This is a genomic window from Pseudomonas sp. R3-41, from assembly GCF_054161485.1.
In genome coordinates this window covers 5,235,389-5,258,074 of sequence record NZ_CP096421.1, presented here as the reverse complement: position 1 = coordinate 5,258,074, position 22,686 = coordinate 5,235,389, and the positions used below count along the sequence as shown (strand labels likewise).

At 60.8% G+C, this 22,686-nt stretch carries 17 protein-coding genes; 11 read left to right on the top strand and 6 right to left on the bottom strand.

Annotation, left to right across the window (positions count from 1 at the left end; all coding sequences use genetic code 11):
* Positions 1 to 21: 21 nt before the first annotated feature.
* From cysK to M1D99_RS22495, 3 genes are all read left to right on the top strand, one after another.
* Positions 22 to 996 (top strand): cysteine synthase A, encoded by a 975-nt coding sequence (gene cysK, locus M1D99_RS22505; RefSeq protein WP_458130804.1) that lies wholly within the window; start codon positions 22 to 24, stop codon positions 994 to 996.
* Positions 997 to 1,357: 361 nt separating this feature from the next.
* Positions 1,358 to 2,296, top strand: a complete 939-nt coding sequence (locus M1D99_RS22500) for an aspartyl/asparaginyl beta-hydroxylase domain-containing protein (protein WP_458130803.1) — start codon at positions 1,358 to 1,360, stop codon at positions 2,294 to 2,296.
* A gap of 339 nt (positions 2,297 to 2,635) precedes the next feature.
* Entirely contained in the window at positions 2,636 to 3,499 is an 864-nt protein-coding gene (locus M1D99_RS22495) for a DMT family transporter (protein ID WP_458130802.1), read from the top strand.
* Positions 3,500 to 3,619: 120 nt separating this feature from the next.
* On the opposite strand, the gene M1D99_RS22490 is transcribed toward M1D99_RS22495, so the two are convergent.
* Positions 3,620 to 4,528: a DMT family transporter gene (locus M1D99_RS22490; RefSeq protein WP_458130801.1), complete on the bottom strand. Its 909-nt coding sequence runs from the start codon at positions 4,526 to 4,528 to the stop codon at positions 3,620 to 3,622.
* A gap of 130 nt (positions 4,529 to 4,658) precedes the next feature.
* Between M1D99_RS22490 and aceK the strand changes: the two genes are divergently transcribed.
* The 8 genes from aceK to M1D99_RS22450 all read left to right on the top strand — a co-directional run bounded on the left by aceK (position 4,659) and on the right by M1D99_RS22450 (position 17,306).
* On the top strand, positions 4,659 to 6,380 hold the full coding sequence (aceK, locus tag M1D99_RS22485; protein WP_458130800.1) for a bifunctional isocitrate dehydrogenase kinase/phosphatase: 1,722 nt from the start codon (positions 4,659 to 4,661) through the stop codon (positions 6,378 to 6,380).
* 363 nt (positions 6,381 to 6,743) lie between these two features.
* The gene (hrpA, locus tag M1D99_RS22480; protein ID WP_434571772.1) at positions 6,744 to 10,655 is read left to right on the top strand and encodes an ATP-dependent RNA helicase HrpA; all 3,912 of its coding nucleotides are present in this window, start codon (positions 6,744 to 6,746) and stop codon (positions 10,653 to 10,655) included.
* Positions 10,656 to 10,992: 337 nt separating this feature from the next.
* Positions 10,993 to 12,114 (top strand): beta-ketoacyl-ACP synthase III, encoded by a 1,122-nt coding sequence (locus M1D99_RS22475; protein WP_434571770.1) that lies wholly within the window; start codon positions 10,993 to 10,995, stop codon positions 12,112 to 12,114.
* Between the two features lie 199 nt (positions 12,115 to 12,313).
* Entirely contained in the window at positions 12,314 to 12,925 is a 612-nt protein-coding gene (locus M1D99_RS22470) for an RNA polymerase sigma factor (protein ID WP_434571768.1), read from the top strand.
* The gene (locus M1D99_RS22465; protein ID WP_186704593.1) at positions 12,919 to 13,155 is read left to right on the top strand and encodes an anti-sigma factor family protein; all 237 of its coding nucleotides are present in this window, start codon (positions 12,919 to 12,921) and stop codon (positions 13,153 to 13,155) included. The genes M1D99_RS22470 and M1D99_RS22465 overlap by 7 nt, the downstream gene beginning before the upstream one ends.
* A 293-nt stretch (positions 13,156 to 13,448) precedes the next feature.
* On the top strand, positions 13,449 to 14,759 hold the full coding sequence (locus M1D99_RS22460) for an OprO/OprP family phosphate-selective porin (protein ID WP_053120140.1): 1,311 nt from the start codon (positions 13,449 to 13,451) through the stop codon (positions 14,757 to 14,759).
* Positions 14,760 to 15,059: 300 nt separating this feature from the next.
* Positions 15,060 to 16,058 (top strand): RHS repeat-associated core domain-containing protein, encoded by a 999-nt coding sequence (locus tag M1D99_RS22455; RefSeq protein ID WP_458130799.1) that lies wholly within the window; start codon positions 15,060 to 15,062, stop codon positions 16,056 to 16,058.
* A 123-nt stretch (positions 16,059 to 16,181) separates the two neighbouring features.
* Complete coding sequence (locus M1D99_RS22450; RefSeq protein WP_458130798.1) at positions 16,182 to 17,306, top strand: GNAT family N-acetyltransferase; 1,125 nt, start codon at positions 16,182 to 16,184, stop codon at positions 17,304 to 17,306.
* Positions 17,307 to 17,322: 16 nt separating this feature from the next.
* On the opposite strand, the gene aqpZ is transcribed toward M1D99_RS22450, so the two are convergent.
* The 5 genes from aqpZ to M1D99_RS22425 all read right to left on the bottom strand — a co-directional run bounded on the left by aqpZ (position 17,323) and on the right by M1D99_RS22425 (position 22,638).
* Positions 17,323 to 18,012 (bottom strand): aquaporin Z, encoded by a 690-nt coding sequence (gene aqpZ, locus M1D99_RS22445; RefSeq protein WP_434571762.1) that lies wholly within the window; start codon positions 18,010 to 18,012, stop codon positions 17,323 to 17,325.
* Between the two features lie 399 nt (positions 18,013 to 18,411).
* The gene (locus M1D99_RS22440; RefSeq protein WP_458130797.1) at positions 18,412 to 20,244 is read right to left on the bottom strand and encodes an ABC transporter ATP-binding protein; all 1,833 of its coding nucleotides are present in this window, start codon (positions 20,242 to 20,244) and stop codon (positions 18,412 to 18,414) included.
* Positions 20,245 to 20,328: 84 nt separating this feature from the next.
* On the bottom strand, positions 20,329 to 20,892 hold the full coding sequence (locus M1D99_RS22435; RefSeq protein WP_458130796.1) for a peptidylprolyl isomerase: 564 nt from the start codon (positions 20,890 to 20,892) through the stop codon (positions 20,329 to 20,331).
* 4 nt (positions 20,893 to 20,896) lie between these two features.
* Positions 20,897 to 21,700 carry an alpha/beta fold hydrolase gene (locus M1D99_RS22430; protein ID WP_434571757.1) on the bottom strand — a complete coding sequence of 268 codons (804 nt, stop codon included), beginning with the start codon at positions 21,698 to 21,700 and terminating at the stop codon, positions 20,897 to 20,899.
* 14 nt (positions 21,701 to 21,714) lie between these two features.
* The gene (locus tag M1D99_RS22425) at positions 21,715 to 22,638 is read right to left on the bottom strand and encodes a LysR family transcriptional regulator (RefSeq protein WP_053120154.1); all 924 of its coding nucleotides are present in this window, start codon (positions 22,636 to 22,638) and stop codon (positions 21,715 to 21,717) included.
* Positions 22,639 to 22,686 lie beyond the last annotated feature (48 nt).

Here is a 22,686-nt window from a genome sequence, read left to right as displayed (position 1 = left end):
CGCCCCATCAAGGACCCAGCCATGAGCCGCATATTCGCTGACAACGCCCATTCCATCGGCAATACGCCACTGGTACAGATCAACCGCATTGCGCCGCGCGGCGTGACCATCCTGGCCAAGATCGAGGGGCGTAACCCAGGGTATTCGGTCAAGTGCCGGATCGGCGCAAACATGATCTGGGACGCTGAAAGCTCGGGCAAGCTCAAGCCGGGCATGACCATTGTCGAACCGACCTCGGGCAACACCGGGATCGGCCTGGCGTTCGTCGCCGCCGCCCGTGGCTACAAGCTGATGCTGACCATGCCGGCCTCCATGAGCATCGAGCGGCGCAAGGTCCTCAAGGCCCTGGGCGCGGAGTTGGTGCTCACCGAACCGGCGAAGGGCATGAAGGGCGCCATCGAGAAAGCCGCCGAGATCATGGCCAGCGATCCGTCCAAATATTTCATGCCGCAGCAGTTCGATAACCCGGCGAACCCGGCGATCCACGAAAAAACCACCGGCCCGGAAATCTGGAACGACACCGACGGCGCCGTGGACGTGCTGGTCGCGGGCGTGGGCACCGGCGGAACCATTACCGGGGTTTCGCGGTATATCAAGAACACCTGTGGCAAGCCGATCCTGTCGGTGGCGGTCGAGCCCGAAGTGTCGCCAGTGATCACCCAGGCGATGGCGGGGGATGAAATCAAGCCCAGCCCCCACAAGATCCAGGGGATCGGCGCCGGGTTCGTGCCGAAGAACCTCGACCTGTCCATCGTCGACCTGGTCGAGCGCGTCACTGACGACGAGTCCAAGGCCATGGCCCTGCGCTTGATGCAGGAGGAGGGCATCCTCTGCGGGATCTCCTGCGGCGCGGCAATGGCCGTGGCCGTGCGCCTGGCGGAAAAACCGGAAATGCAGGGCAAGACCATCGTGGTGATCCTGCCGGATTCGGGCGAGCGGTATTTGTCGAGCATGTTGTTCAGTGATCTGTTTACCGAGCAGGAGATTCAGCAGTAACCGCAGGCAGGATGGGTGGCGAGCACTGCTTGTGTGGCGAGGGAGCTTGCTCCCGCTCGACTGCGCAGCAGGCGCCCCGGATTCAACCCGGGTCGCCAAATCCCAGGGGCGCGCTCCGCACGCCAGCGGGAGCAAGCTCCCTCGCCACAAGAGCACTCGCGATCTCAGGTAGGTTGGATGATTGTTCGATGCGTCAGCCAACGTTCAGGTGACGTCTGTTAAAAGTGTTTATTGCGTTTCACTCAACAGAGAATCTTGCGTCAGACGGTTTTTACCCGGGCCATGGGTATTTAACATGGCCCCCGGCTACGTCGGGCAGTAGGCGTTGCGTCAGTTGTTTTTGGACAAGGAGTTTAAAAAAATGACCGTTTCGTTTGTCGCCAAGGCCTCGGTGTTGCTGCTGTTCCTGGGCAGTACGCTCTATGTGCATTTGCGTGGTAAGGCGCGGTTGCCGGTGTTGCGTCAGTTCGTCAACCACTCGGCGCTGTTCGCCCCCTATAACGCCTTGATGTACCTGTTCTCCGGCGTGCCCTCGAGGCCTTACCTGGATCGCAGCCAATTTCCCGAACTGGATGTGCTCAAGGACAACTGGCAAGTCATCCGCGACGAAGCCATGCACTTGTTCGACGATGGCTACATTCGAGCCGCCGAGAAGAACAACGATGCGGGTTTCGGTTCGTTCTTCAAGAAGGGTTGGAAGCGCTTCTACCTCAAGTGGTACGACAAACCGCTGCCGTCGGCTGAGTTGCTGTGCCCGAGGACGGTTGAACTGGTCAGTCGGATCCCCAGCGTTCGCGGCGCGATGTTTGCCTTGCTGCCCGGTGGTAGCCATCTGAACCCTCATCGAGACCCCTTCGCCGGTTCGTTGCGTTATCACCTGGGGCTCTCAACCCCCAATTCCGAAGATTGCCGGATCTTCGTCGACGGTCAGATCTATGCCTGGCGCGACGGCGAAGACGTCATGTTCGATGAAACCTATGTGCACTGGGTCAAGAACGAAACCCCGCAGACCCGCCTGATCCTGTTCTGTGATGTCGAGCGGCCCTTGAAAAGTCGGCTGATGACCCGCCTCAACCGCACCATCAGCGCGTTCCTCGGCCGAGCCACCGCGCCGCAGAACCTGGACGATGAACACGTCGGTGGCATCAATCAGGCCTACGCCTGGAGCAAGTCGTTCAGCGACGGCATCAGCGGTCGGGTCAAGCAGTTCAAACGCAAGCATCCCAAGGCCTACCGGGTGATGCGACCGGTATTGGCGGTGGCGGTGCTGACGGCGCTTGGCTATTGGTTGTTCGTTTAAAACATTGCGTAGTCCATCGGGCGCTGGTTATAGTCAGCGCTCTTCGGGTTTTCGAACCCACTCTCCAAGAGATCGGCTCATGCCTGCATCCCCTGTCATCTCGGTCGTGGTTCCAGCGTTCAACGCTGGCGTCGTGCCGTGTGGGAACCAGCAGCCTGCGCAGATCGGTCAATACCCCCCACCTGTCCGTAGCTCATCGGTGTACGTCGTCGTATCACCGCCGGGTGTTGGCATTCAGGGCTGATCGGCAACGGTTGCCATCCCCTGTGCCCGCCTGAAAAAACTACTGGACTTCAGCTTCGGCTGAGTTGGCTTTTTGCCTGACTACAGGTGGTATCCATGTTTTCCCTTTCCAAAAACGCCTTGTTGGCGGCGGCTTCCACGAGCCTGTTCGTTTTGCTGTGGAGCAGCGGGGCGATCTTTTCCAAGCTGGGCCTGGCCCACGCTTCACCCTTCGCTTTTTTGCTGATCCGTTTTGCCATCGCGCTGTTCGCCCTGGTGCTGTTGATTCCGTTGCTCAAGTTGAAGTTGCCCAAGACCGGCAAGCCGATGCTGTACGCGGTGCTCACCGGGCTGGTGCTGCTGGGCGCCTATCAGATTTTTTATCTGCTGGCGCTGCAAATGAGTGTCACGCCTGGAGTCATGGCGACCTTGATGGGCGTGCAACCGATCCTGACCGTGGTGCTCATGGAGCGACAACGTTCCTGGTCGCGGATGTTCGGCCTAGTGTTGGGCTTGGTCGGGTTGGTCATGGTGGTGTACCAAGGCATCGGCCTGGCCGGTATGTCCCTGGCAGGGATGCTGTGCGGGTTGCTGGCACTGGTTAGCATGACGGCCGGCTCCATCATGCAGAAGCGCATCACCGACAACCCACTTGGCACGCTACCGGTGCAGTACCTGGCCGGGCTGGTGCTGTGCGCGGTGTTCGTGCCGTTCCAGCCGTTTCACTTCGAATACAGCACGGGGTTCTTCGTGCCGGTGCTGTGGATGGGGCTGGTGGTGTCGGTGCTGGCGACGCTGCTGCTGTACCGTTTGATTGCCCGGGGCAACCTGGTGAACGTCACCAGCCTGTTCTACCTGGTGCCGGCGGTGACGGCGATCATGGACTACCTGGTGTTCGGCAACCGCCTGGCGTTGTTGAGCTTGCTGGGGATGGTGCTGATCATCGTGGGGTTGGTGTTTGTGTTTCGTAAGCGCCGCTGAGCTTTGGCTACTCGCTGACTGAACTACCGCTATCGCGAGCAGGCTCGCTCCCACAGGGTTAGCGCAATTCCCTGTGGGAGCGAGCCTGCTCGCGATAGCATTTTCAGCGGCACCGATGGGTTATCGGGCAGACACCTCAGCCGGTTTCGCGACTGAAGGCTTGAGCACCAACCACAACGCCGCCGCAATCAACACCCCGCCATACAAGTGCGCCATCCCCAACGGCTCATCCAGCAACAACGCCCCCCACAACACACCGAACGGCGGGATCAGGAAGGTCACGGTCATGGACTTGACCGGGCCGATGGAACTGAGCAGACGGAAATAAAGGATGTACGCCAGCGCGGTGCACACCAGGCCCAGGCCCAGCAGTGACAACCAGACACTCCAGCCGCCCCAACTGGCCGGCGGCTGGCTGACGACGCTGTAGCCAAACAGCGGCAGCAAGAACACCGTGGCGCCGAACATGCTGCCCAGGGCCGAAAGGCGGCTGTCCAGGCCACCTTGATGATCGAGCCAGCGCCGGGTGAGGAAACCGGCAAAGCCGTAGCAGGTGGTGGCCAGCAGGCAGGCGAGGGCGCCCATCAACAGTTGCAGGTCGAAGGCCACCGGGCCAGCGCGGGTCAGGATGCCCACGCCGAGCAGCCCGAGGAAGACCCCGCCGACCTTGGCCAAAGTGAGTTTTTCGCTGAAGAACAAACCGCCGATCAACACCCCCATCAGCGGCGTGGTGGCATTGAAGATTGCCGAGTAACCGGCCGGCAGCACCTGGGCCGCCAGCGAATAGAACGTGGCCGGAATGCCCGAGTTGATCAGGCCCAGCAGCATCACGACTTTGAGCTTGCCACGAAAATTCCAGTCGACGCGCATCAGGGCCAGGATCACCAGCAGCCCGACGAAGGCAATGGACACACGAAAGAAGGCCGTGGGAATCGTGCCGATGACGGGGGCGATAATGCGCATGAACAGGAAACTGGCGCCCCAGATGGCGGCCAATGACAGTAAACGCAGGATATCGACGAGGTTCACGAGCCACTCCTTCCTTGATGGGGGGGCAAGTGTCGCCGCCTTGCATACCGATGGCAATGGTTGCGTTGCCGCGTGATTGGCCTCTAAGCTCAGTCGCCAATAACAAGCATGACCCGCCGAGGTTTACCCTATGCCGCAGCCATGGCCCGCCATCGAAATCGCCCGTTCGATCCTCGACGGCTTCGACGATTATCGTGAGCATTTCCGGCAGATCACCGACGGCGCTTGCGCCCGGTTCGAGCAGGCGCTGTGGCTGGAGGCGCAAACGGCTTCGGCGGCGCGCATCAACTTGTATGAAGAAAAAGTCTTCGAAACCGTCGCCAAGCTGCACAAGGCCTTCGATGATGAAACCCTGATGGACGTGAGCTGCTGGCCGCTGGTCAAGAGCGCCTACATCAGCCTGATCGACCTGCGCTTCGACGATGAGCTGTCGGAAACCTGGTACAACTCGATCTTCTGCGGGCTGTTCAGCCACGACCTGATCAGCGACGGCACCATGTTCATCCACACCACCCGGCCCAGCCTGCGTCGGGCCCGCGCCGCGCAGACGCGCACCTACAAGCCCCAGGGGCAGTTGGACCGGATGCTGGAGAGCGTCTTCGCCGATTACCGTTTCAGCGAGGACTACGCCGATTTGCCGGGGGACCTGCAGCGCCTCGAAGCGCAGTTGCGCGAGAACCTGCCGGACTGGGTCTGCAAGGACCCGGAACTGACGGTGGAGTTGTTTTCCTCGGTGCTCTATCGCAACAAGGGCGCCTACCTGGTGGGCCGGATCTACACCCGCGACGACCAATGGCCGCTGGTGATTCCGCTGTTGCACCGCGAGGGCCGGGGTATCCAGATCGATGCGCTGATCACCGACGAGGCGCAGGTGTCGATCATCTTCTCGTTCACCCGTTCGTACTTCATGGTGGATGTGCCGGTGCCGGCGGAATTCATCGGCTTTCTCAAGCGCATCCTGCCGGGCAAGCACATCGCCGAGTTGTACACCTCCATTGGTTTCTACAAGCACGGCAAGTCCGAGTTCTACCGGGCCTTGATCAACCACCTGGCGAACACCGACGACCAGTTCATCATGGCCCCGGGTGTGCGTGGCATGGTCATGAGCGTGTTCACCCTGCCGGGCTTCAACACCGTGTTCAAGATCATCAAGGACCGCTTCTCGCCGTCGAAAAACGTCGACCGGGCCACGGTGATCGAGAAATACCGACTGGTGAAAAGCGTCGACCGGGTCGGGCGCATGGCCGATACCCAGGAGTTCGCCGATTTCCGCTTTCCCCTGAGCAAATTCGAGCCGGCCTGCCTGGAGGAACTGTTGGAAGTGGCGCCGTCCACGGTGTCGGTGGAAGGCGAAACGGTACTGATTCGCCACTGCTGGACCGAACGCCGGATGACGCCGCTGAACCTCTATCTGGAAAACGCCAACCCGGACCAGGTGCGCGAGGCGCTGGAAGACTATGGCCTGGCGATCAAGCAACTGGCGGCAGCCAATATCTTCCCCGGCGACATGCTGCTCAAGAACTTCGGCGTGACCCGCCACGGCCGCGTGGTGTTCTACGACTACGATGAAATCTGCTTCCTTACAGAAGCCAACTTTCGCCACATCCCCCAGCCCCGTACACCGGAAGACGAAATGGCTTCCGAGCCTTGGTATTCCATCGGACCGCTGGACGTCTTCCCCGAAGAGTTCCCGCCGTTCCTGTTCGCCGACGCCGGGCAACGCAAGCTGTTCGACCAGTTACACGGTGAGCTGTACAACGCTGACTACTGGAAAGGCCTGCAGGACGCGATCCGGGCTGGGAAGGTGATCGATGTGTTCCCGTATCGGCGTAAGGACCTGGACAGCGAATAACGCCAGGCGAGCAAACGAAGCCCCTGTGGCTTGTGGCTTGTAGTTTGTAGTTTGTAGTTTGTGTTCTTTGTTCTGTGTTCTGTGTTCTGTGGTTTGTGGTTTGTGTGGCTTTTGTGGCGAGGGAGCTTGCTCCCGCTGGACTGCGCAGCAAGCCCCTGCGTTCTGTCCGTCACATCGCGGTGCCGAATACTGCTGGGGGCTGCTTCGCACCCCAGCGGGAGCAAGCTCCCTCGCCACAAAAGCCCAGCCTTGGCACAAACCCTCCTGTGGGAGGGTGGTGGGGCCGCTTCTGGTGCTCGGCGCAATAGCCGCAAATCTGCGACAATCGCCCCCTTGCTCAAACCGACGACCCTTGCGTACCTGATGACTGACCAAGCCCCCGCTATCGACAAACTGCTGAAAAACCTCGACCACGCCATGCTCGCCGACCGTCACCGGTTGCGGCGGCAGTTGCTCGAGCTGCGCAAGAAGCCCGACGAGGCCAAGCTGGCCCAGTGGGTGGCGCGGATGCAGGCGTCGTGCGATCAGGTGCTGGCGCGCAAGGCGAGCCTGCCGGTGATCCGCTATGACGACAATTTGCCGATTGCCGCCAAGCGCGACGAAATCAAGCAAGCGCTGCTCAAGCACCAGGTGCTGATCATCGCGGGCGAGACCGGCTCGGGCAAAACCACGCAATTGCCGAAGATCTGCCTGGAAATCGGTCGTGGCCAGCATGGCTTGATCGGCCACACCCAGCCGCGCCGCATCGCCGCCCGCAGTGTCGCAAGCCGCGTGGCCGAGGAACTGGCCACGCCGTTGGGCGCGCTGGTGGGTTATCAGGTCCGCTTCGAAGACCAGAGCGACGCCAACACCCTGATCAAGCTGATGACCGACGGCATCCTGCTGGCCGAAACCCAGAATGATCGCTACCTCGAACGCTACGACACAATCATCGTCGACGAAGCCCACGAACGCAGCCTGAACATCGACTTCCTGCTCGGCTACCTCAAGACCTTGCTGCCGCGCCGTCCGGACCTGAAAGTCATCATCACGTCGGCGACCATCGACCTGGAACGCTTTTCCAAGCACTTCGATGACGCGCCGATCGTCGAAGTCTCGGGCCGTACCTTCCCGGTGGAAACCTGGTATCGCCCGCTGACCCTGGAGCAGGACGAAGAGGGCAACCGGGTCGAGGACGACTTGACCGTCGACCAGGCGATCCTCGCCACCCTCGACGAAATCGCCGCCTACGAGCGCAGCGAGCGCCGCAGCCCTGGGGATGTGTTGGTGTTCCTGCCGGGCGAGCGGGAGATTCGCGACGCGGCCGAAATGCTGCGCAAGGCCCAGCTCAAGCACACCGAGATTCTGCCGTTGTATGCGCGATTGTCACCGGCCGAACAGCAGCGGATTTTCCAGTCCCACCCGGGCCGTCGAGTGGTGTTGGCGACCAACGTCGCCGAAACCTCGCTCACTGTGCCGGGCATCCGCTACGTGATCGACAGCGGTACCGCACGCATCAGTCGCTACAGCTATCGGGCCAAGGTCCAGCGCCTGCCCATCGAGGCCATTTCCCAGGCCAGCGCCAACCAGCGCAAGGGCCGCTGCGGGCGGGTCGAGCCAGGGATTTGCGTGCGCCTGTACAGCGAAGAAGATTTTCTTGGACGGCCGGAGTTCACCGACCCGGAAATCCTGCGCACCAACCTGGCGGCGGTGATCCTGCAGATGCTGCACCTGCGCCTCGGTGAGATCACCGATTTCCCGTTCATCGAGCCGCCGGATGGCAAGGCCATCAGCGACGGTTTCAACCTGCTCCAAGAACTCTCGGCGGTGGACCGCAACAGTCAGCTGACCCCACTGGGTCGGCAGTTGGCGCGCCTGCCGGTGGACCCGCGCATGGGCCGCATGCTGCTGGAAGCGGCGAAGCTGGGCAGCCTCCAGGAAGTGCTGATCGTCGCCAGCGCCATGTCGATCCAGGACCCGCGCGAGCGTCCGCCGGAACGGCAGCAAGCGGCCGACCAGGCCCATGCCCAATGGAAGGATGCCGACTCGGACTTCGCTGGGCTGGTCAACCTGTGGCGCGGTTTCGAAGAGCAGCGCCAGGCCCTGACCGCCAGCCCGCTGCGCAACTGGTGCCGCAAGAACTTCCTCAACTACCTGCGCCTGCGCGAGTGGCGTGATTCCCATCGCCAGTTGAGCCTGATCTGCCGCGACATGCAGTTGAGCCTCAACAAAGACCCGGCCGACTACCCGAAACTGCACAAGGCGGTGCTGTCGGGGCTGTTGAGCCAGATCGGCCAGAAAACCGAGGACGGTGATTACCTCGGCGCTCGCCAACGGCGGTTCTGGGTCCACCCCTCGTCGGGCCTGGGCAAGAAGCGTCCGCAGTGGCTGATGACCGCCGAGCTGGTGGAAACCACCAAGTTGTACGCGCGCATGGTGGCGAAGATCGAGCCGGACTGGATCGAGCCGCTGGCCGGGCACCTGATCAAGAAAAACCACTTCGAACCCCATTGGGAGAAGAAGCGCGGGCAAGTGGTGGCTTATGAGCAGATCACGCTGTTCGGGCTCATCGTCGTCGGTCGCCGACCGGTGCACTACGGACCGGTGGACCCGGTGGTGTCCCGTGAGCTGTTCATCCGCGAAGCGCTGGTGCGCGGGGAAATCCAGTCCAAGGCCAAGTGCCTGGGGGCCAATACGCGCTTGCTGGAGCAGCTCGACGAGCTGGAAGCCAAGGCCCGTCGCCGCGACATCCTGGCCGACGAAGAAACCCTGTTTGCGTTCTACGACGCCCGTTTGCCGGCCGAGATTCACCAGACCGCAACGTTCGACAGTTGGTACCGGATCAACAGCCAGAAAGACCCGCAATTGCTGATTATGCGCGAGGAAGACGTGCTGGCCCGCGAGGCCAGCGAAGTCACCGCCACGCAGTACCCCGACACCTTGCGCGTCGGTGACCTGACCTTGCCGCTGAGCTATCACTTCGAACCCAACCATCCCCGTGACGGCGTGACGCTGCGGGTTCCGGCGCCATTGCTGCCGATGCTGCCGCCGGAGCGCTTGGAATGGCTGGTTCCGGGGATGATCGAGGCCAAGTGCATCGCCCTGGTGCGCAATCTGCCCAAGGCCCTGCGCAAGAACTTCGTGCCGGTGCCGGATTTCGTCAAGGCGGCGTTGCAGCGCATCACCTTCGCCGAGGGTTCGTTGCCGCAGGCCTTGGGCCGTGAGCTGCTGCGCATGACCGGGGCGCGGGTCAGCGACGAAGCCTGGGCCGAAGCGGCCCAGCAGGTCGAAAGCCACCTGCGCATGAACCTGGAAATCGTCGACGGCCAGGGCAAGTTCCTCGGCGAGGGCCGCGACCTGGGCGAGCTGACGGCACGCTTTGCCGAAGCCAGCCAGGCGGCCTTGGCCGTGCCGCAAACGGCGAAAAGCCAGGCGCCGGTGGAGGCGAAGGTCTTCGCGCCAGTGGCGGAGAAAACCCAACAGAAGATCGCCGGGCTGTCGATGACGGTCTACCCGGCGCTGGTGGAAGAGGGCGGCGTGGTCAAGGAAGGACGTTTCCCGACGCCGGCCGAAGCCGAATTCCAGCATCGCCGCGCCTTGCAGCGCTTGCTCATGCAGCAACTGGCCGAATCGGCCAAGTTCCTGCGTAGCAAGTTGCCGGGCCTGACGGAGCTGGGTTTGCTGTACCGCGACTTGGGCCGCATCGATGGCTTGGTGGAAGACATCCTGCTCGCCAGCCTCGATAGCTGCGTGCTTGAAGGTGAAGCGAGCCTACCCCGTGACGGCGCCGCCCTGGCCGGCCTGGCCGAGCGCAAGCGCGGCGGCTGGACCGAGCACGCCGAACGCCTGGCGAAGCTGACCCTGGACATCCTCAAGCTCTGGCACGGCCTGCAAAAGCGCTTCAAGGGCAAGATCGACCTGGCCCAGGCCGTGGCGCTGAACGACATCAAGCAGCAACTCAGTCACCTGGTGTACCCGGGCTTCGTGCGGGAAACCCCGCATCAGTGGCTCAAGGAACTGCCGCGCTACCTCAAGGCCATCGAACAACGCTTCGAGAAACTCGGCAGCCAAGTGCAGAAGGACCGGGTCTGGAGCGGCGAACTGTCGAACCTCTGGGCGCAATACCAGGCCCGCGCCAGCAAACACGCCCAGGAAGGCAAGCGCGACCCGCAACTGGAACTATACCGCTGGTGGCTGGAGGAATATCGGGTGTCATTGTTCGCGCAGCAGTTGGGCACCAAGGTGCCGATTTCCGATAAGCGCCTGGGCAAGCAATGGGGGCAGGTGGAGGGTTGATCAGATAAGTTGGACACCACACATACCCCCTGTGGGAGCGGGCTTGCTCGCGAAGGCGGTGGATCAGCTTGCATTTATAGTGAATGTACAACCGCTTTCGCGAGCAAGCCCGCTCCCACAGGTTTTTTGTCGTAAGTAAGGGAGAATGGGCCAAACCCCAGCGTTTATGGCAAACTTGGCGCCTATAAATGCCGGTTCCGTGGTTTTGAGCTTCAATGCCACGGGCGGATCGGAATAAAGCGATGCCAGGGCTGCTTCCCCGGATGGGAAAAGTCCCTTTGCGTGTTGGTACGTCGGTGCCAATACTTTCTGCCTGAACAGATCAGAGACACGACCCATGCATAACGTCGTCATCAGCGGCACCGGCCTGTACACCCCGGCCAACAGCATCTCCAACGAAGAGCTGGTGCAATCTTTCAATACCTATGTCGCCCAATTCAACGCTGATAACGCCGCTGCCATCGAGCGTGGTGAAGTCGAGGCCTTGACCGAATCCAACGCCGCGTTCATCGAAAAGGCTTCCGGCATCAAGAGCCGCTTTGTCATGGACAAGGACGGTATTCTCGATCCGCAACGCATGACCCCACGCCTGCCCGAGCGCTCCAACGAAGAGTGGTCGGTGCTCTGCGAAATGGCCGTCGGCGCCGCCAAACAGGCCCTGGAGCGCGCCGGCCGTACGGCCGCCGACATCGACGGGGTGATCGTCGCTTGCTCCAACCTGCAGCGTGCGTACCCGGCCATCGCCATCGAAGTCCAGGAAGCCCTGGGCATCGAAGGGTTCGGTTTCGACATGAACGTGGCCTGTTCCTCGGCAACCTTCGGCATCCAGGCCGCGGCCAACAGCGTGCAACTGGGCCAGGCCCGGGCGATCTTGATGGTCAACCCGGAAGTGTGCACCGGCCACCTGAACTTCCGTGACCGCGACAGCCACTTCATCTTCGGCGACGCGGCCACTGCCGTGATCATCGAACGCGCCGACCTGGCGACCTCGCCGTACCAGTTCGACGTGGTCAGTACCAAGCTGCTGACCAAGTTCTCCAACAACATTCGCAACAACTTCGGCTTTCTCAACCGCACCGCGGAAGAGGGCATGGGCAGCCGCGACAAACTGTTCGTCCAGGAAGGCCGCAAGGTGTTCCGCGATGTCTGTCCGATGGTGGCCGAACTGATCGGTGCCCACCTGGACGAGAACCAGTTGAGCGTTGGCGACGTGAAACGTTTCTGGCTGCACCAGGCCAACCTGAGCATGAACCATCTGATCGTGCGCAAACTGCTGGGGCGCGAAGCCACCGAAGCAGAAGCCCCGGTGATCCTCGACCGCTACGCCAACACCAGTTCGGCCGGTTCGGTGATTGCATTCCACACCTACCAGGACGACCTGCCCAGCGGTTCGGTCGCTGTCCTCAGTTCGTTTGGCGCCGGTTATTCGATTGGTAGCGTGATTTTGCGTAAGCATTGATCTGGCCTGGCCCAGATTTTTTGGGTAAGGGCGCTTGCTGTGGGGGGGGAGCTTTTGTGGCGAGGGAGCTTGCTCCCGCTGGGCCGGTCCGACGCTTCGGGCGAAACGGCCCCAAGATTTTGCGGTTGCTGCGCAACCGAGCGGGAGCAAGCTCCCTCGCCACAAAAGCATCGCAGTCTTGCAGATATTGGGATGTTGAATGACGATCACCGATGACACCCTCCTGCTCCAACGCCTCCTGGCCGGTGAGCAGCAGGCCTACAAGGAACTGGTCAGCGCCTACCAGGGCCCGATGCGCGCCGTGGCCTATGCCATCGTCGGCAGCCGCCATGCCGACGAAGTGGTGCAGGACGCGTGGCTGTCGGTGGTGCGCAATCTCAATGGTTTCCAGGGACGTTCCAGCCTCAAGACCTGGCTGCTGACCATCACGGCCAACGCCGCCAAGGGACGTTACAAACAGAACCGGCGGGAAGTGTTGCTCGACGACCTTCCGGCGCCCCACGGCACCCTTGGCGATGAGCGTTTCGCCGCTGACGGGCACTGGCTGCTGGCGCCGTTCGCCTGGCACCAGGACACGCCCGAAGCGCTGCTCACCGAGGGTGAATTACGTGATTGCCTGGAACACACCTTGTCCAGCCTGTCGGAACTGCAAGGCAGCGTGCTGACCCTGCGGGAACAACAGGGCCTGGAGTTGGACGAAATCTGTAATCTTTTGGATATCTCGCTCTCCAATGTACGCGTGCTGTTGCATCGCGCCCGATTGAAGGTCTTCGCGACTGTTGAACATTTCGAGGAAACCGGCGAATGCTGACCTGCAAGGAACAAGTGGCCCGCTCCAGCGATTACCTCGACGGACAACTGAGCTTTCGTGAACGCCTGCTGGTGCGCCATCACCTGATGTTCTGCCCCAATTGCCGACGGTTCATCCGCCAGATGCGCCTGATGCAGGCGACCCTCAAAAAACTGCCGCAGCCACCGATTCCCGACCTGGATCACCTCGCCGAGAAACTCGCCGCCGAGCGCCGTAAAAACAGCCGCTGAACCCCTCGATACACCCACCGACCCTTTGTGGGAGCGAGCCTGCTCGCGATAGCGGCGGATCAGCCAGCATTGATGTTAATTGACCCACCGCTATCGCGAGCAGGCTCGCTCCCACAGGGTCTCCATAGCGGTACTGGTTATTCCCATTCGAAGTAAAAAGTTCCGCTGTCATAAAATCTTTATGTGATAGCAACTCGCCTGACACAACCGGCCGCCAAGATCCCCTCCCAACACCAGCGGGCCCAGTTCCGCGTGTTTTCTAACGCATAGACTACCAACAGGGGAATTCTTCGATGATCCGTAAGCACTTCGCAGGTGTTGCCGCCAGCGCACTGGCAATGGCAGTAACCGCCCAGGCTTTCGCCGGCACCGTCACCACCGACGGCGCCGATATCGTGGTCAAAACCAAGGGCGGCCTTGAGGTCGCTACCACTGACAAAGAGTTCAGCTTCAAGCTCGGCGGTCGTTTGCAGGCTGACTACAGCCAGTTCGACGGTATCTACACCGACAATGGCGACAAGGCCGATGCGGCTTACATCCGTCGTGGCTTCCTGGAGCTGTCGGGTGTGCTGTACACGGATTGGGCCTACACCATCAACTACGATTTCGCCCACAACAGCGGCGACTCCGACAACGGCTACTTTGACGAAGCGTCCCTGGCCTATAACGGTTTCAAGCCCGTTTCGATCAAAGTCGGTCGCTTCGACCCCGACTTCGGCCTGGAAAAAGCCACCAGCTCCAAGTGGGTAACCGCGCCTGAGCGTAACGCCGCCTACGACCTGATCGACTGGGCCAACGGCCATCAGAACGGTCTGGGCATCCAGGCTTCCAGCACCTTCGCCGATTCGTTCTACGCCTCGGCCGGTGTATTCAGCAAAGACACCGACGACACCGACGGCAACAGCATCAAGCAAGCCAACGGTCGCTTCGTGTTCGCCCCGATGCACGAAGCCGGCAACGTGCTGCACTTCGGTTTGAACGTGGCCTCCCGCGACGTTTCGGACACCGCATTCGACGCGCGTTATCGCTCCCGCTTGGGCATGCGTGGCGTTGAAACCCTGGGCGGCAACGATGCCGGTCCTAACGGTAACCGTCCGGTCCTGGGCGGCGCCAACAACTCGCCGGCCGGTTCCTACGACACCGACACCGCCTTCGGCCTGGAAGCCGCTTTCGCCATGGGCCCAGCGTCGATCCAGGGTGAATACATCTCCCGCAAGACCAAGGCTGACAGCGACGCCTTCGAAGACCTCAAAGGCCACGGCTTCTACGTCCAGGGTGCCTACACCATCACCGGTGAATCCCGTGGCTATAAAGTCGGCAAGTTCGACGCCATCAAGCCTCAGAACAAATCCATCGGCGCCTGGGAAGTGTTCTACCGCTTCGACAGCATGACCGTCGAAGACGACAACATCACCACTGCCTCGGCAACCCGTGAAGTCGGCGATGCCGAAGCCAAGGTGCACAACCTGGGCGTGAACTGGTACGCCAACGAAGCGGTGAAAATCACCGGCGCCTACGTCAAGGCGAAGACCGACAAAGTCACCAACGCCAATGGCGATGACGATGGCGACGGTTTTGTTGTCCGTGCCCAGTACGTGTTCTAAAACGTTTTGATTTGATACACCGCTGCACTTTCATCCGTTAATGCTCCTTTCGACCCCGCCCCTGGCGGGGTTTTTTTTGAGTTTTATTCGCACCTTTGCGTTTTCTTGTCCCGACTACTGTATGGACACCCACCTGTTAACCCTGACAGTTTCGCGGTTTTCGAAGAGGGTGCTTACTTTCTACAGCCGCAGAGCGGCGGTGGCAGGCGTCTGGAAATCCCCGGCACTGCCCGCTCTGCTTTTCGCAACTAAGCGTCCATGACGAACGGTGGCCGCTAACGGTGAATGTGGAGAACAACAATGGCGGGTTCAGATGAAACGGAACAGTTGCCGGCTGGCGAAACGTTGGTCAGCTTTCACTACGACGCGCTGGACACCTTGATCGGGCGCAGTGCGTCGGGCGGCAGGGAGCAACGGTTCTACCGAAACGATGAATTGGTGAACGAGATCCACGGGACCAATAGCAGCACCTTCGTACGGGCGAATGACCTGGTGCTCGCCGAGCAGCAAGCAGGTGACGTCCCGAAGACCCTGTTACTGGCGGGGGATGACAAGAACAGTGTGTTGTCCGAGATCAGCCAGGATGCGGTCAAGGCTGTTGCTTATTCGGCGTATGGTCATCATGCAGAGGATGGGGCGGTGAACAGTCATTTGGGCTACAACGGCGAGCGGCGCGAAACGCAAACCGGTTGGTACTTGCTGCGCAAGGGGTACCGCGTCTTCAATCCGTTGTTGATGAGATTTCACAGCCCGGACAACTTGAGCCCGTTTGGGAAGGGGGGGTTGAATGCATACATGTATTGCGTGGGGGATCCGATTAATAATGTGGATCCGACGGGGCATATAGGGTTTTTTCATGGGCTGTTTAATGCAAATATTTCATCTTTTTTTTCTAGAAAAATTCCTGGTGTTCTTCGCGTGAAACCCCAGGGGAAAAGCGCAGCCAGATTTACACTTGTCCAGCCTGAGGATCTCGATAATATCAAAACAGTGTATGCTCAATATTTCCGAGATCGACAAGTGGCTGTTGACAGATTGGAGAGTCTTGAGTTGCAGGGGAAAGATTGGTCCGTAACAGTTCCTGCTGCTAAGGAGGTTGAAAAACTGACCATTAAAGTAGATTCGTATATTGAAGCTTTCGAAGTGGCTACACGTAAATATGAAAAAAGAAAAGTCGCTATTACGGAGCATTCTAGACGAAAGTTAAAAGAGCTGGCGGAAGAAATCCGGCACGCTGAATCAAATGCACAGACTGGCAACGGTAGAAGAACTATTGACGAATTCCTAGGTCAGCAATGAAGCTAAACGGCACTATTCTTATGATCGTTCAATCAAAAACACCATAAAAATCACCTTGTTCCTCGTACCATCCGACCCAGATCGGCGATACTCCCTATCGCCGCCTGGGCTTCGGAGAACCGCATGCCGCTTCACGTCTTGGATAGCCTGTCCGCCATCGCGCCTCTGGAGTGGGACGCGTTGGTGCCCGTCAACCAGCCTTTCCTGCGTCACGCCTTCCTGAGCACATTGGAAGACAGCGCCAGCCTGGGCCCGCAATCCGGTTGGCAAGCCGAGCATTTGCTGCACATTGAAGACGGTCGTCTGCTGGCGGCCTTGCCCAGTTACCGCAAGTGGCATTCCTACGGTGAATACGTGTTCGACCACGGCTGGGCCGACGCTTGCGCCCGCGCCGGCATCGACTATTACCCCAAGCTGCTGACAGCGGTGCCGTTCAGCCCGGTCAGTGGGCCGCGATTATTGGCGGCACGGGTGGAGGACGGTCTGGAGTTGCTGGGCAGCCTGCCGGGTTATCTGGAAATCGAAGGGCTTTCCAGCGCCCACATCAACTTCACCGATGCTTTCACCGACGCGGCGCTCGCCGGGCAAGAAGGCTGGCTGCAGCGGATTGGCTGCCAATATCACTGGCAAAACCGCGGTTATCGGGACTTCCAGGATTTTCTCGATGCCCTCAGCTCCCGCAAGCGCAAGCAGATGCGCAAGGAGCGCGAGCAGGTGGCGGGGCAGGGGATCGAGTTCGAGTGGCTGGAAGGCTGTCAACTGGACGAGGCGCAGTGGGATTTTGTCTACGCCTGTTATGCCAATACCTACGCGATACGACGGCAGGCGCCTTACTTGACCCGGACATTCTTCAGCCTGCTGGCCGAGCGCATGCCCGAGGCCATCCGCGTGGTGCTGGCCAAGCAAGGTTCACGGCCGGTGGCGATGGCGTTCAGCCTGGTGGGCGGTGACAGTTTCTACGGGCGGTACTGGGGCTGCCTGGCGGAGTTCGACCGCTTGCACTTCGAGACCTGTTTCTATCAGGGCATGGACTACGCGATTGCCCACGGTTTGCAGCGCTTTGACGCCGGTGCCCAGGGTGAGCACAAGTTGATTCGCGGGTTCGAGCCGGTGATTACTCGCTCATGGCATTACCTGCGCCACCCGGGCTTGAAGGCGGCAGTGGCGGATTTCCTCATGAGGGAGCAGGAGGGCGTGCTGGCGTATGCCGAAGAAGCGAAAACAGCACTGCCTTATCGGCAGTGCTGATTTTTGCGGGAATGACTCAGCGGTTTTCCTGGCCCAGCCAGCGGTACGAGACACCACCGATGATGGCGCCCAGCAGCGGTGCCACCCAGAACAGCCACAATTGCTCGATGGCCCAGCCGCCGACAAGCAGCGCCGGACCCGTGCTGCGGGCCGGGTTGACGGATGTGTTGGTGACCGGGATCGAGATCAGGTGAATGAGCGTCAGGGCCAGGCCGATGGCAATCGGTGCTAGCCCGGCCGGCGCGCGTTTATCGGTGGCGCCGAGGATGATCAGGATGAACATCGCCGTCATTGCCAGTTCGGTGACGAAACCGGCCGCCATCGAATACCCACCGGGCGAATGCTCGCCGTAACCGTTCGAGGCCAGGCCGGACGCCGCCAGGTCAAAACCTTCCTTGCCGCTGGCGATGAAGTAGATCAACGCGGCGGCCAGCACCCCGCCGATAACTTGGGCGATGATGTAGGCAGGCAGTTCCTTGGCTGGAAACCGACCCCCCACGTACAAGCCCAACGAAACGGCCGGGTTCAAATGGCAACCCGAGATATGACCGATGGCGAACGCCATGGTCAATACCGTCAAGCCGAAGGCCAGGGCCACCCCCAGCACGCCAATCCCGGAGGCGGCCAATACCGCGCTGCCGCAGCCGCCCAGCACCAGCCAGAACGTACCCAACAACTCAGTCGTTGAACGTTTGAGTAAAGACATAAGTTTCCTTGATAAAACAGTCGTGATAATCGGTTATGCATCCAGCAGCATTACGACAGGTTCATCTCCAGAACCTGGGCTGAGTACAGCAGGGTTTATCGACAAATCCAGCGGCATGAAAAAACCGCCAGAGTCAGGGACTGTGGCGGTTTTGGCCGTGGTCGGCGGGGAGTATGGGGTGGCTGCGTGGGCTAAATGGATCCTGGACAGAATTTTTCAGTATTGCGGACTCAAACCAGACCCTGTGGCGAGGGAGCTTGCTCCCGCTGGGCTGCGCAGCAGCCCCAATAAGGCTGGGTGTCCAACGTATTTATTGTGTTGGAACTCAGATTTTGGGGGCGCTTCGCGCCCCAGCGGGAGCAAGCTCCCTCGCCACGGGTCAGTGGTGTCTGGTAGAGATCAGTCGATCCCCACGAATCCACCCGTCTGATGCTGCCACAGCCGCGCATACAACCCGCCATGGGCCAGCAACTCGGCATGACTGCCGGTCTCGGCGATGCGGCCATTTTCCAGCACCACCAAGCGGTCCATCCGGGCGATGGTGGAGAGGCGGTGGGCGATGGCGATCACGGTCTTGCCTTGCATCAGGGTTTCAAGGCTTTCCTGGATCGCGGCCTCGACTTCCGAGTCCAGCGCTGACGTCGCTTCGTCCATGATCAGGATCGGCGCGTCCTTGAGCAGCACCCGTGCGATAGCGATGCGCTGGCGCTGGCCACCGGACAGTTTTACACCGCGCTCACCCACATGGGCATCGAAGCCGGTGCGGCCTTCGGCGTCCGACAGCAACGGTATGAACTCATCGGCCCGGGCCTTGTGCACGGCTTCCCAGAGTTGCGCATCGGTGGCGTCGGGCTTGCCGTAGAGCAGGTTGTCGCGAATCGAACGATGCAGCAGCGACGTGTCCTGGGTGATCATGCCGATGCGCTCGCGCAGGCTTTCCTGGCCGACTTCGGCGATATTCTGGCCATCGATGAGGATGCGCCCGCCCTGTACGTCGTAGAGGCGCAGCAGCAGGTTGACCAAGGTGGATTTACCCGCGCCGGACGGGCCGATCAGGCCGATTTTCTCGCCGGGCTTGATCACCAGGTTCAGGTCGCCGATGACCCCGCTTTTCTTGCCATAGTGGAAGTCCACATGCTCGAAACGCACCTCGCCCTGGGCCACCGCCAGCGGCTTGGCCTCGTCGCGGTCGGTGACGCTGACGGGCTGGGAGATGGTCTGCAACCCGTCCTGGACCATGCCGATATTTTCGAAGATGCCGGTAACTACCCACATGATCCAGCCGGACATGTTGACGATGCGAATCACCAGGCCCGTGGCCAGGGCAATGGCGCCTACGCTGATCAGCGACTGGGTCCACAACCACAGGGCCAGGGCCGTGGTGCCGACGATCAGCAGCCCGTTCATGGTGGTGATGACCACGTCCATGCTGGTCACCACGCGGCCGGCCAGTTGGGCTTTTTCAGTCTGCTCCTCAATGGCTTCGCGGGCGTATTGCTGTTCGAAATTGGTGTGGGCGAACAGCTTTAGGGTGGTGATGTTGGTGTAGCCGTCGACGATCCGTCCCATGAGCTTGGAGCGGGCATCGGAGGACACCACGGAGCGTTCCTTGACCCGTGGCACGAAGTAATAAAGTGCGCCGATGTACGAGACGATCCACATCAGCAGCGGAATCATCAGGCGCCAGTCGGCTTCGGCGAACAGCACCAGTGAGCTGATGGCGTAGATCAGCACGTGCCACAGCGCGTCCACGGCCTGCACCGCCGAGTCGCGCAGGGAGTTGCCGGTCTGCACGATGCGCTGGGCGATGCGTCCGGCGAAATCGTTCTGGAAGAAGTTCAGGCTCTGCTTGAGCACGTAGCTGTGGTTCTGCCAGCGGATCAGGCTGGTCATGCTGGGACTCAAGGTCTGGTGCACCAGCAAATCATGCAGGGCCACGAAGATAGGCCGAAAAACCAGGGCCACAACAGCCATCCACGCCAGTTCCAGGCCGTGGAGCTTGAAGAAATCCGCGCTGGGCGTTGCCTGGGTCAGGTCGATGATGCGGCTCAGGTAGCTGAACAGCGCTACCTCGATCAGCGCACCGATCAGGCCCACCACCAGCAACGCGGCGAAGCTTGGCCAGACCTGTTTCAGGTAATAAGTATAGAAGGGTAGGACGCGGTCCGGCGGGGCCGAGGTAGGGGCGTCGCGAAAGATGTCGATCAGTTTCTCAAAACGGCGGTAAACCATGGGTACATAGCCCGGGCAGGGCTCTCCTTATATTGCTGTGAGCGGCGCGGGGTCGCCGGCACCGCTCAGGCTTGCCCTGTGTGTTCAGTCGATGCGCTTGGCCGACTTGATGATCACAGGGTCGATCGGCACGTTTTGCATGCCTTGCTTGGTGGTGGTCTGGGAGTTGACGATGATGTCCACCACGTCCATGCCCTTGACCACCTTGGCGAACACCGCGTAGCCAGCGTCACGGCCCGGGTCGAGGAAGGCGTTGTCGGCCACGTTGATGAAGAACTGGCTGGTGGCTGAGTCCGGGTTGGAGGTGCGGGCCATCGACAAGGTGCCGCGAACGTTGTGCAGGCCGTTGCTGGCTTCGTTCTTGATCGGCGCCTTGGTTTCTTTCTGCTGCATCTGCTGGGTGAAGCCGCCGCCCTGGGCCATGAAGCCCGGGATCACGCGGTGGAAAATCGTGTTGGTGTAGAAGCCGCTGTCCACGTACTCAAGGAAATTCTTGGTACTGATGGGGGCCTTGACCGGGTCCAGTTCGATTTCGATCTGGCCGTTGGTGGTGTCCAGCAATACATGCGTTGCCTTGGCAGGTGTCGCGGCCATCAGGTTGGCGGCGAACAGTACGGTGCCGGCGGCGAGGACGATTTTTTTCAGCATGGGGTCAGTGATCCTGAGTGGTGGTATCGGTTGCGGTCAAAAAGTCGAGCAGGGTTTGGTTGAAGCGTTCGGGTTGATCCAGCGGGGTAGCGTGCCGTGAATCGGCGATGACCACCAGCCGTGCGTTGGGCAGATGCTTTACATAGGCTTCTTTCAGCGCCACCGGGGTGTAGTCATGGTCGGCGCAGATGACGAGGGTTGGACAGGTAACCTGTGAAAGTCGTTCCTGGACGCCCCAGCCTACGATCGCATCGAAGCTGGCGAGATAAGCACGTTTGTCGTTCTTTGCCCAGCGTCGGGCCATTTCCAGGCGTAACTCGGTTTGTTCAGGTTTGGGGAACAGCTTCGCACCGAGGGCCTTGCCGATGGTCTCCAGGCTGAGCAGGCGCATCAGGCTCCAGCGCTTGAACCATTGCCAGCAATCGTCCGGCGTGCGGACTTTGACTTCCGGCGCGCTGTTGACGATGCACAGGCTCTTGACCCGTTCGGGTTCATCCACCGCCAATTGGAAACAGATCATGCCGCCCATGGACCAGCCCACCAGATGCACCGGCCCAACGGCGAGGTGTTCGATCAGGGCGCTCAGGTCGGCGCTGAAACCGGCGATGCTGAAGCGCTCGCGGGGTTTGTCGGAACGGCCGTGGCCGCGCACATCCATCACGATCAGGCGGTAGTGGGCGGACAGAACCGGGATTTGCTTTTCCCAGTCCTGGGTGCTGGAACCCAGCCCGTGGACCAGCACCACGGGCGCGCCGTGGCCGTATTCCTCGTAGTGCAGGTTGCAACCTTCGTGCTCGAAATAGGCCATCGGCGAAGTCCTTGTCAGGCTTGTTCAGGGGCGGCGAATGGCGCATCCAGCGGCGCGGTGTCGAAGGTGCGCAGCAGTTCGATCAGGATTTGCGTGGCTGGCCCCAGGGGTTTTTCCTTGTTTGAAAAAAGATAGAAGGTCGAGTTGCGGCTGCCTCCCTGTTCCAAGGGTAGACGCTTGAGCACGCCTTCCTTGAGTTCCCGCTCGATCATGTGCCGGGGCAGCCAGGCGAAACCCAGGCCACTGCCGACAAAACTCGCGGCGGTGGCCAGGCTGCCCACGGTCCAGCGTTGTTCGGCGCCGAGCCAGCCAACGTCCCGGGGTTGCTGGCGGCCGGAGTCGCGAATGACCACTTGCAACTGGCTTTCCAGGTCCTGGAAGTTAAGTTCCCGATTGAGACGGTGCAGGGCATGCTCGGGATGGGCCACCGCGATGAATTCCACATCGCTCAATTCCGCGCCCAGGTAACCGGGAATGCTGAAACCGCTGATGGCCAGGTCGGCCACGCCTTCGAGCAGCACTTCTTCGACACCCGACAACACTTCTTCCCGCAGCCGCACTCGGCAACCGCGGCTTTGCGGCATGAACGCGGTCAAGGCGCGAACGAGGCGGGCGTTGGGATAGGCCGCGTCGACTACCAGGCGCACTTCCGCTTCCCAACCCTGCTCCATGTGGTGGGCCAGGTCTTCCAGTTGGCTGGCCTGTTTCACCAATTGCCGCGAACGGCGCAGCAGCACGCCGCCGGCTTCGGTCAGCACGGCCTTGCGCCCATCGATGCGCAGCAACGGCACACCGAGTTGATCCTGCATGCGGGCCACGGTGTAGCTCACTGACGACTGGGAGCGATGCAGCACATCGGCGGCCTGGGCGAAACCGCCGTGGTCGACCACCGCCTGCAGGGTGCGCCATTGATCCAGGGTCACGCGGGGCGCTTTCATATCGAGCTCCTCTTGTCCTAAGCTGGCGGTCCCTTGGTGGAGACTGCC

Coding starts and splice junctions, on each gene's coding strand:
- cysK (WP_458130804.1), top strand. CDS start 22: ATGAGCCGCATATTCGCTGACAACGCCCATTCCATCGGCAATACGCCA.
- M1D99_RS22500 (WP_458130803.1), top strand. CDS start 1,358: ATGACCGTTTCGTTTGTCGCCAAGGCCTCGGTGTTGCTGCTGTTCCTG.
- M1D99_RS22495 (WP_458130802.1), top strand. CDS start 2,636: ATGTTTTCCCTTTCCAAAAACGCCTTGTTGGCGGCGGCTTCCACGAGC.
- aceK (WP_458130800.1), top strand. CDS start 4,659: ATGCCGCAGCCATGGCCCGCCATCGAAATCGCCCGTTCGATCCTCGAC.
- hrpA (WP_434571772.1), top strand. CDS start 6,744: ATGACTGACCAAGCCCCCGCTATCGACAAACTGCTGAAAAACCTCGAC.
- M1D99_RS22475 (WP_434571770.1), top strand. CDS start 10,993: ATGCATAACGTCGTCATCAGCGGCACCGGCCTGTACACCCCGGCCAAC.
- M1D99_RS22470 (WP_434571768.1), top strand. CDS start 12,314: ATGACGATCACCGATGACACCCTCCTGCTCCAACGCCTCCTGGCCGGT.
- M1D99_RS22465 (WP_186704593.1), top strand. CDS start 12,919: ATGCTGACCTGCAAGGAACAAGTGGCCCGCTCCAGCGATTACCTCGAC.
- M1D99_RS22460 (WP_053120140.1), top strand. CDS start 13,449: ATGATCCGTAAGCACTTCGCAGGTGTTGCCGCCAGCGCACTGGCAATG.
- M1D99_RS22455 (WP_458130799.1), top strand. CDS start 15,060: ATGGCGGGTTCAGATGAAACGGAACAGTTGCCGGCTGGCGAAACGTTG.
- M1D99_RS22450 (WP_458130798.1), top strand. CDS start 16,182: ATGCCGCTTCACGTCTTGGATAGCCTGTCCGCCATCGCGCCTCTGGAG.
- aqpZ (WP_434571762.1), bottom strand. CDS start 18,012: ATGTCTTTACTCAAACGTTCAACGACTGAGTTGTTGGGTACGTTCTGG.
- M1D99_RS22440 (WP_458130797.1), bottom strand. CDS start 20,244: ATGGTTTACCGCCGTTTTGAGAAACTGATCGACATCTTTCGCGACGCC.
- M1D99_RS22435 (WP_458130796.1), bottom strand. CDS start 20,892: ATGCTGAAAAAAATCGTCCTCGCCGCCGGCACCGTACTGTTCGCCGCC.
- M1D99_RS22430 (WP_434571757.1), bottom strand. CDS start 21,700: ATGGCCTATTTCGAGCACGAAGGTTGCAACCTGCACTACGAGGAATAC.
- M1D99_RS22425 (WP_053120154.1), bottom strand. CDS start 22,638: ATGAAAGCGCCCCGCGTGACCCTGGATCAATGGCGCACCCTGCAGGCG.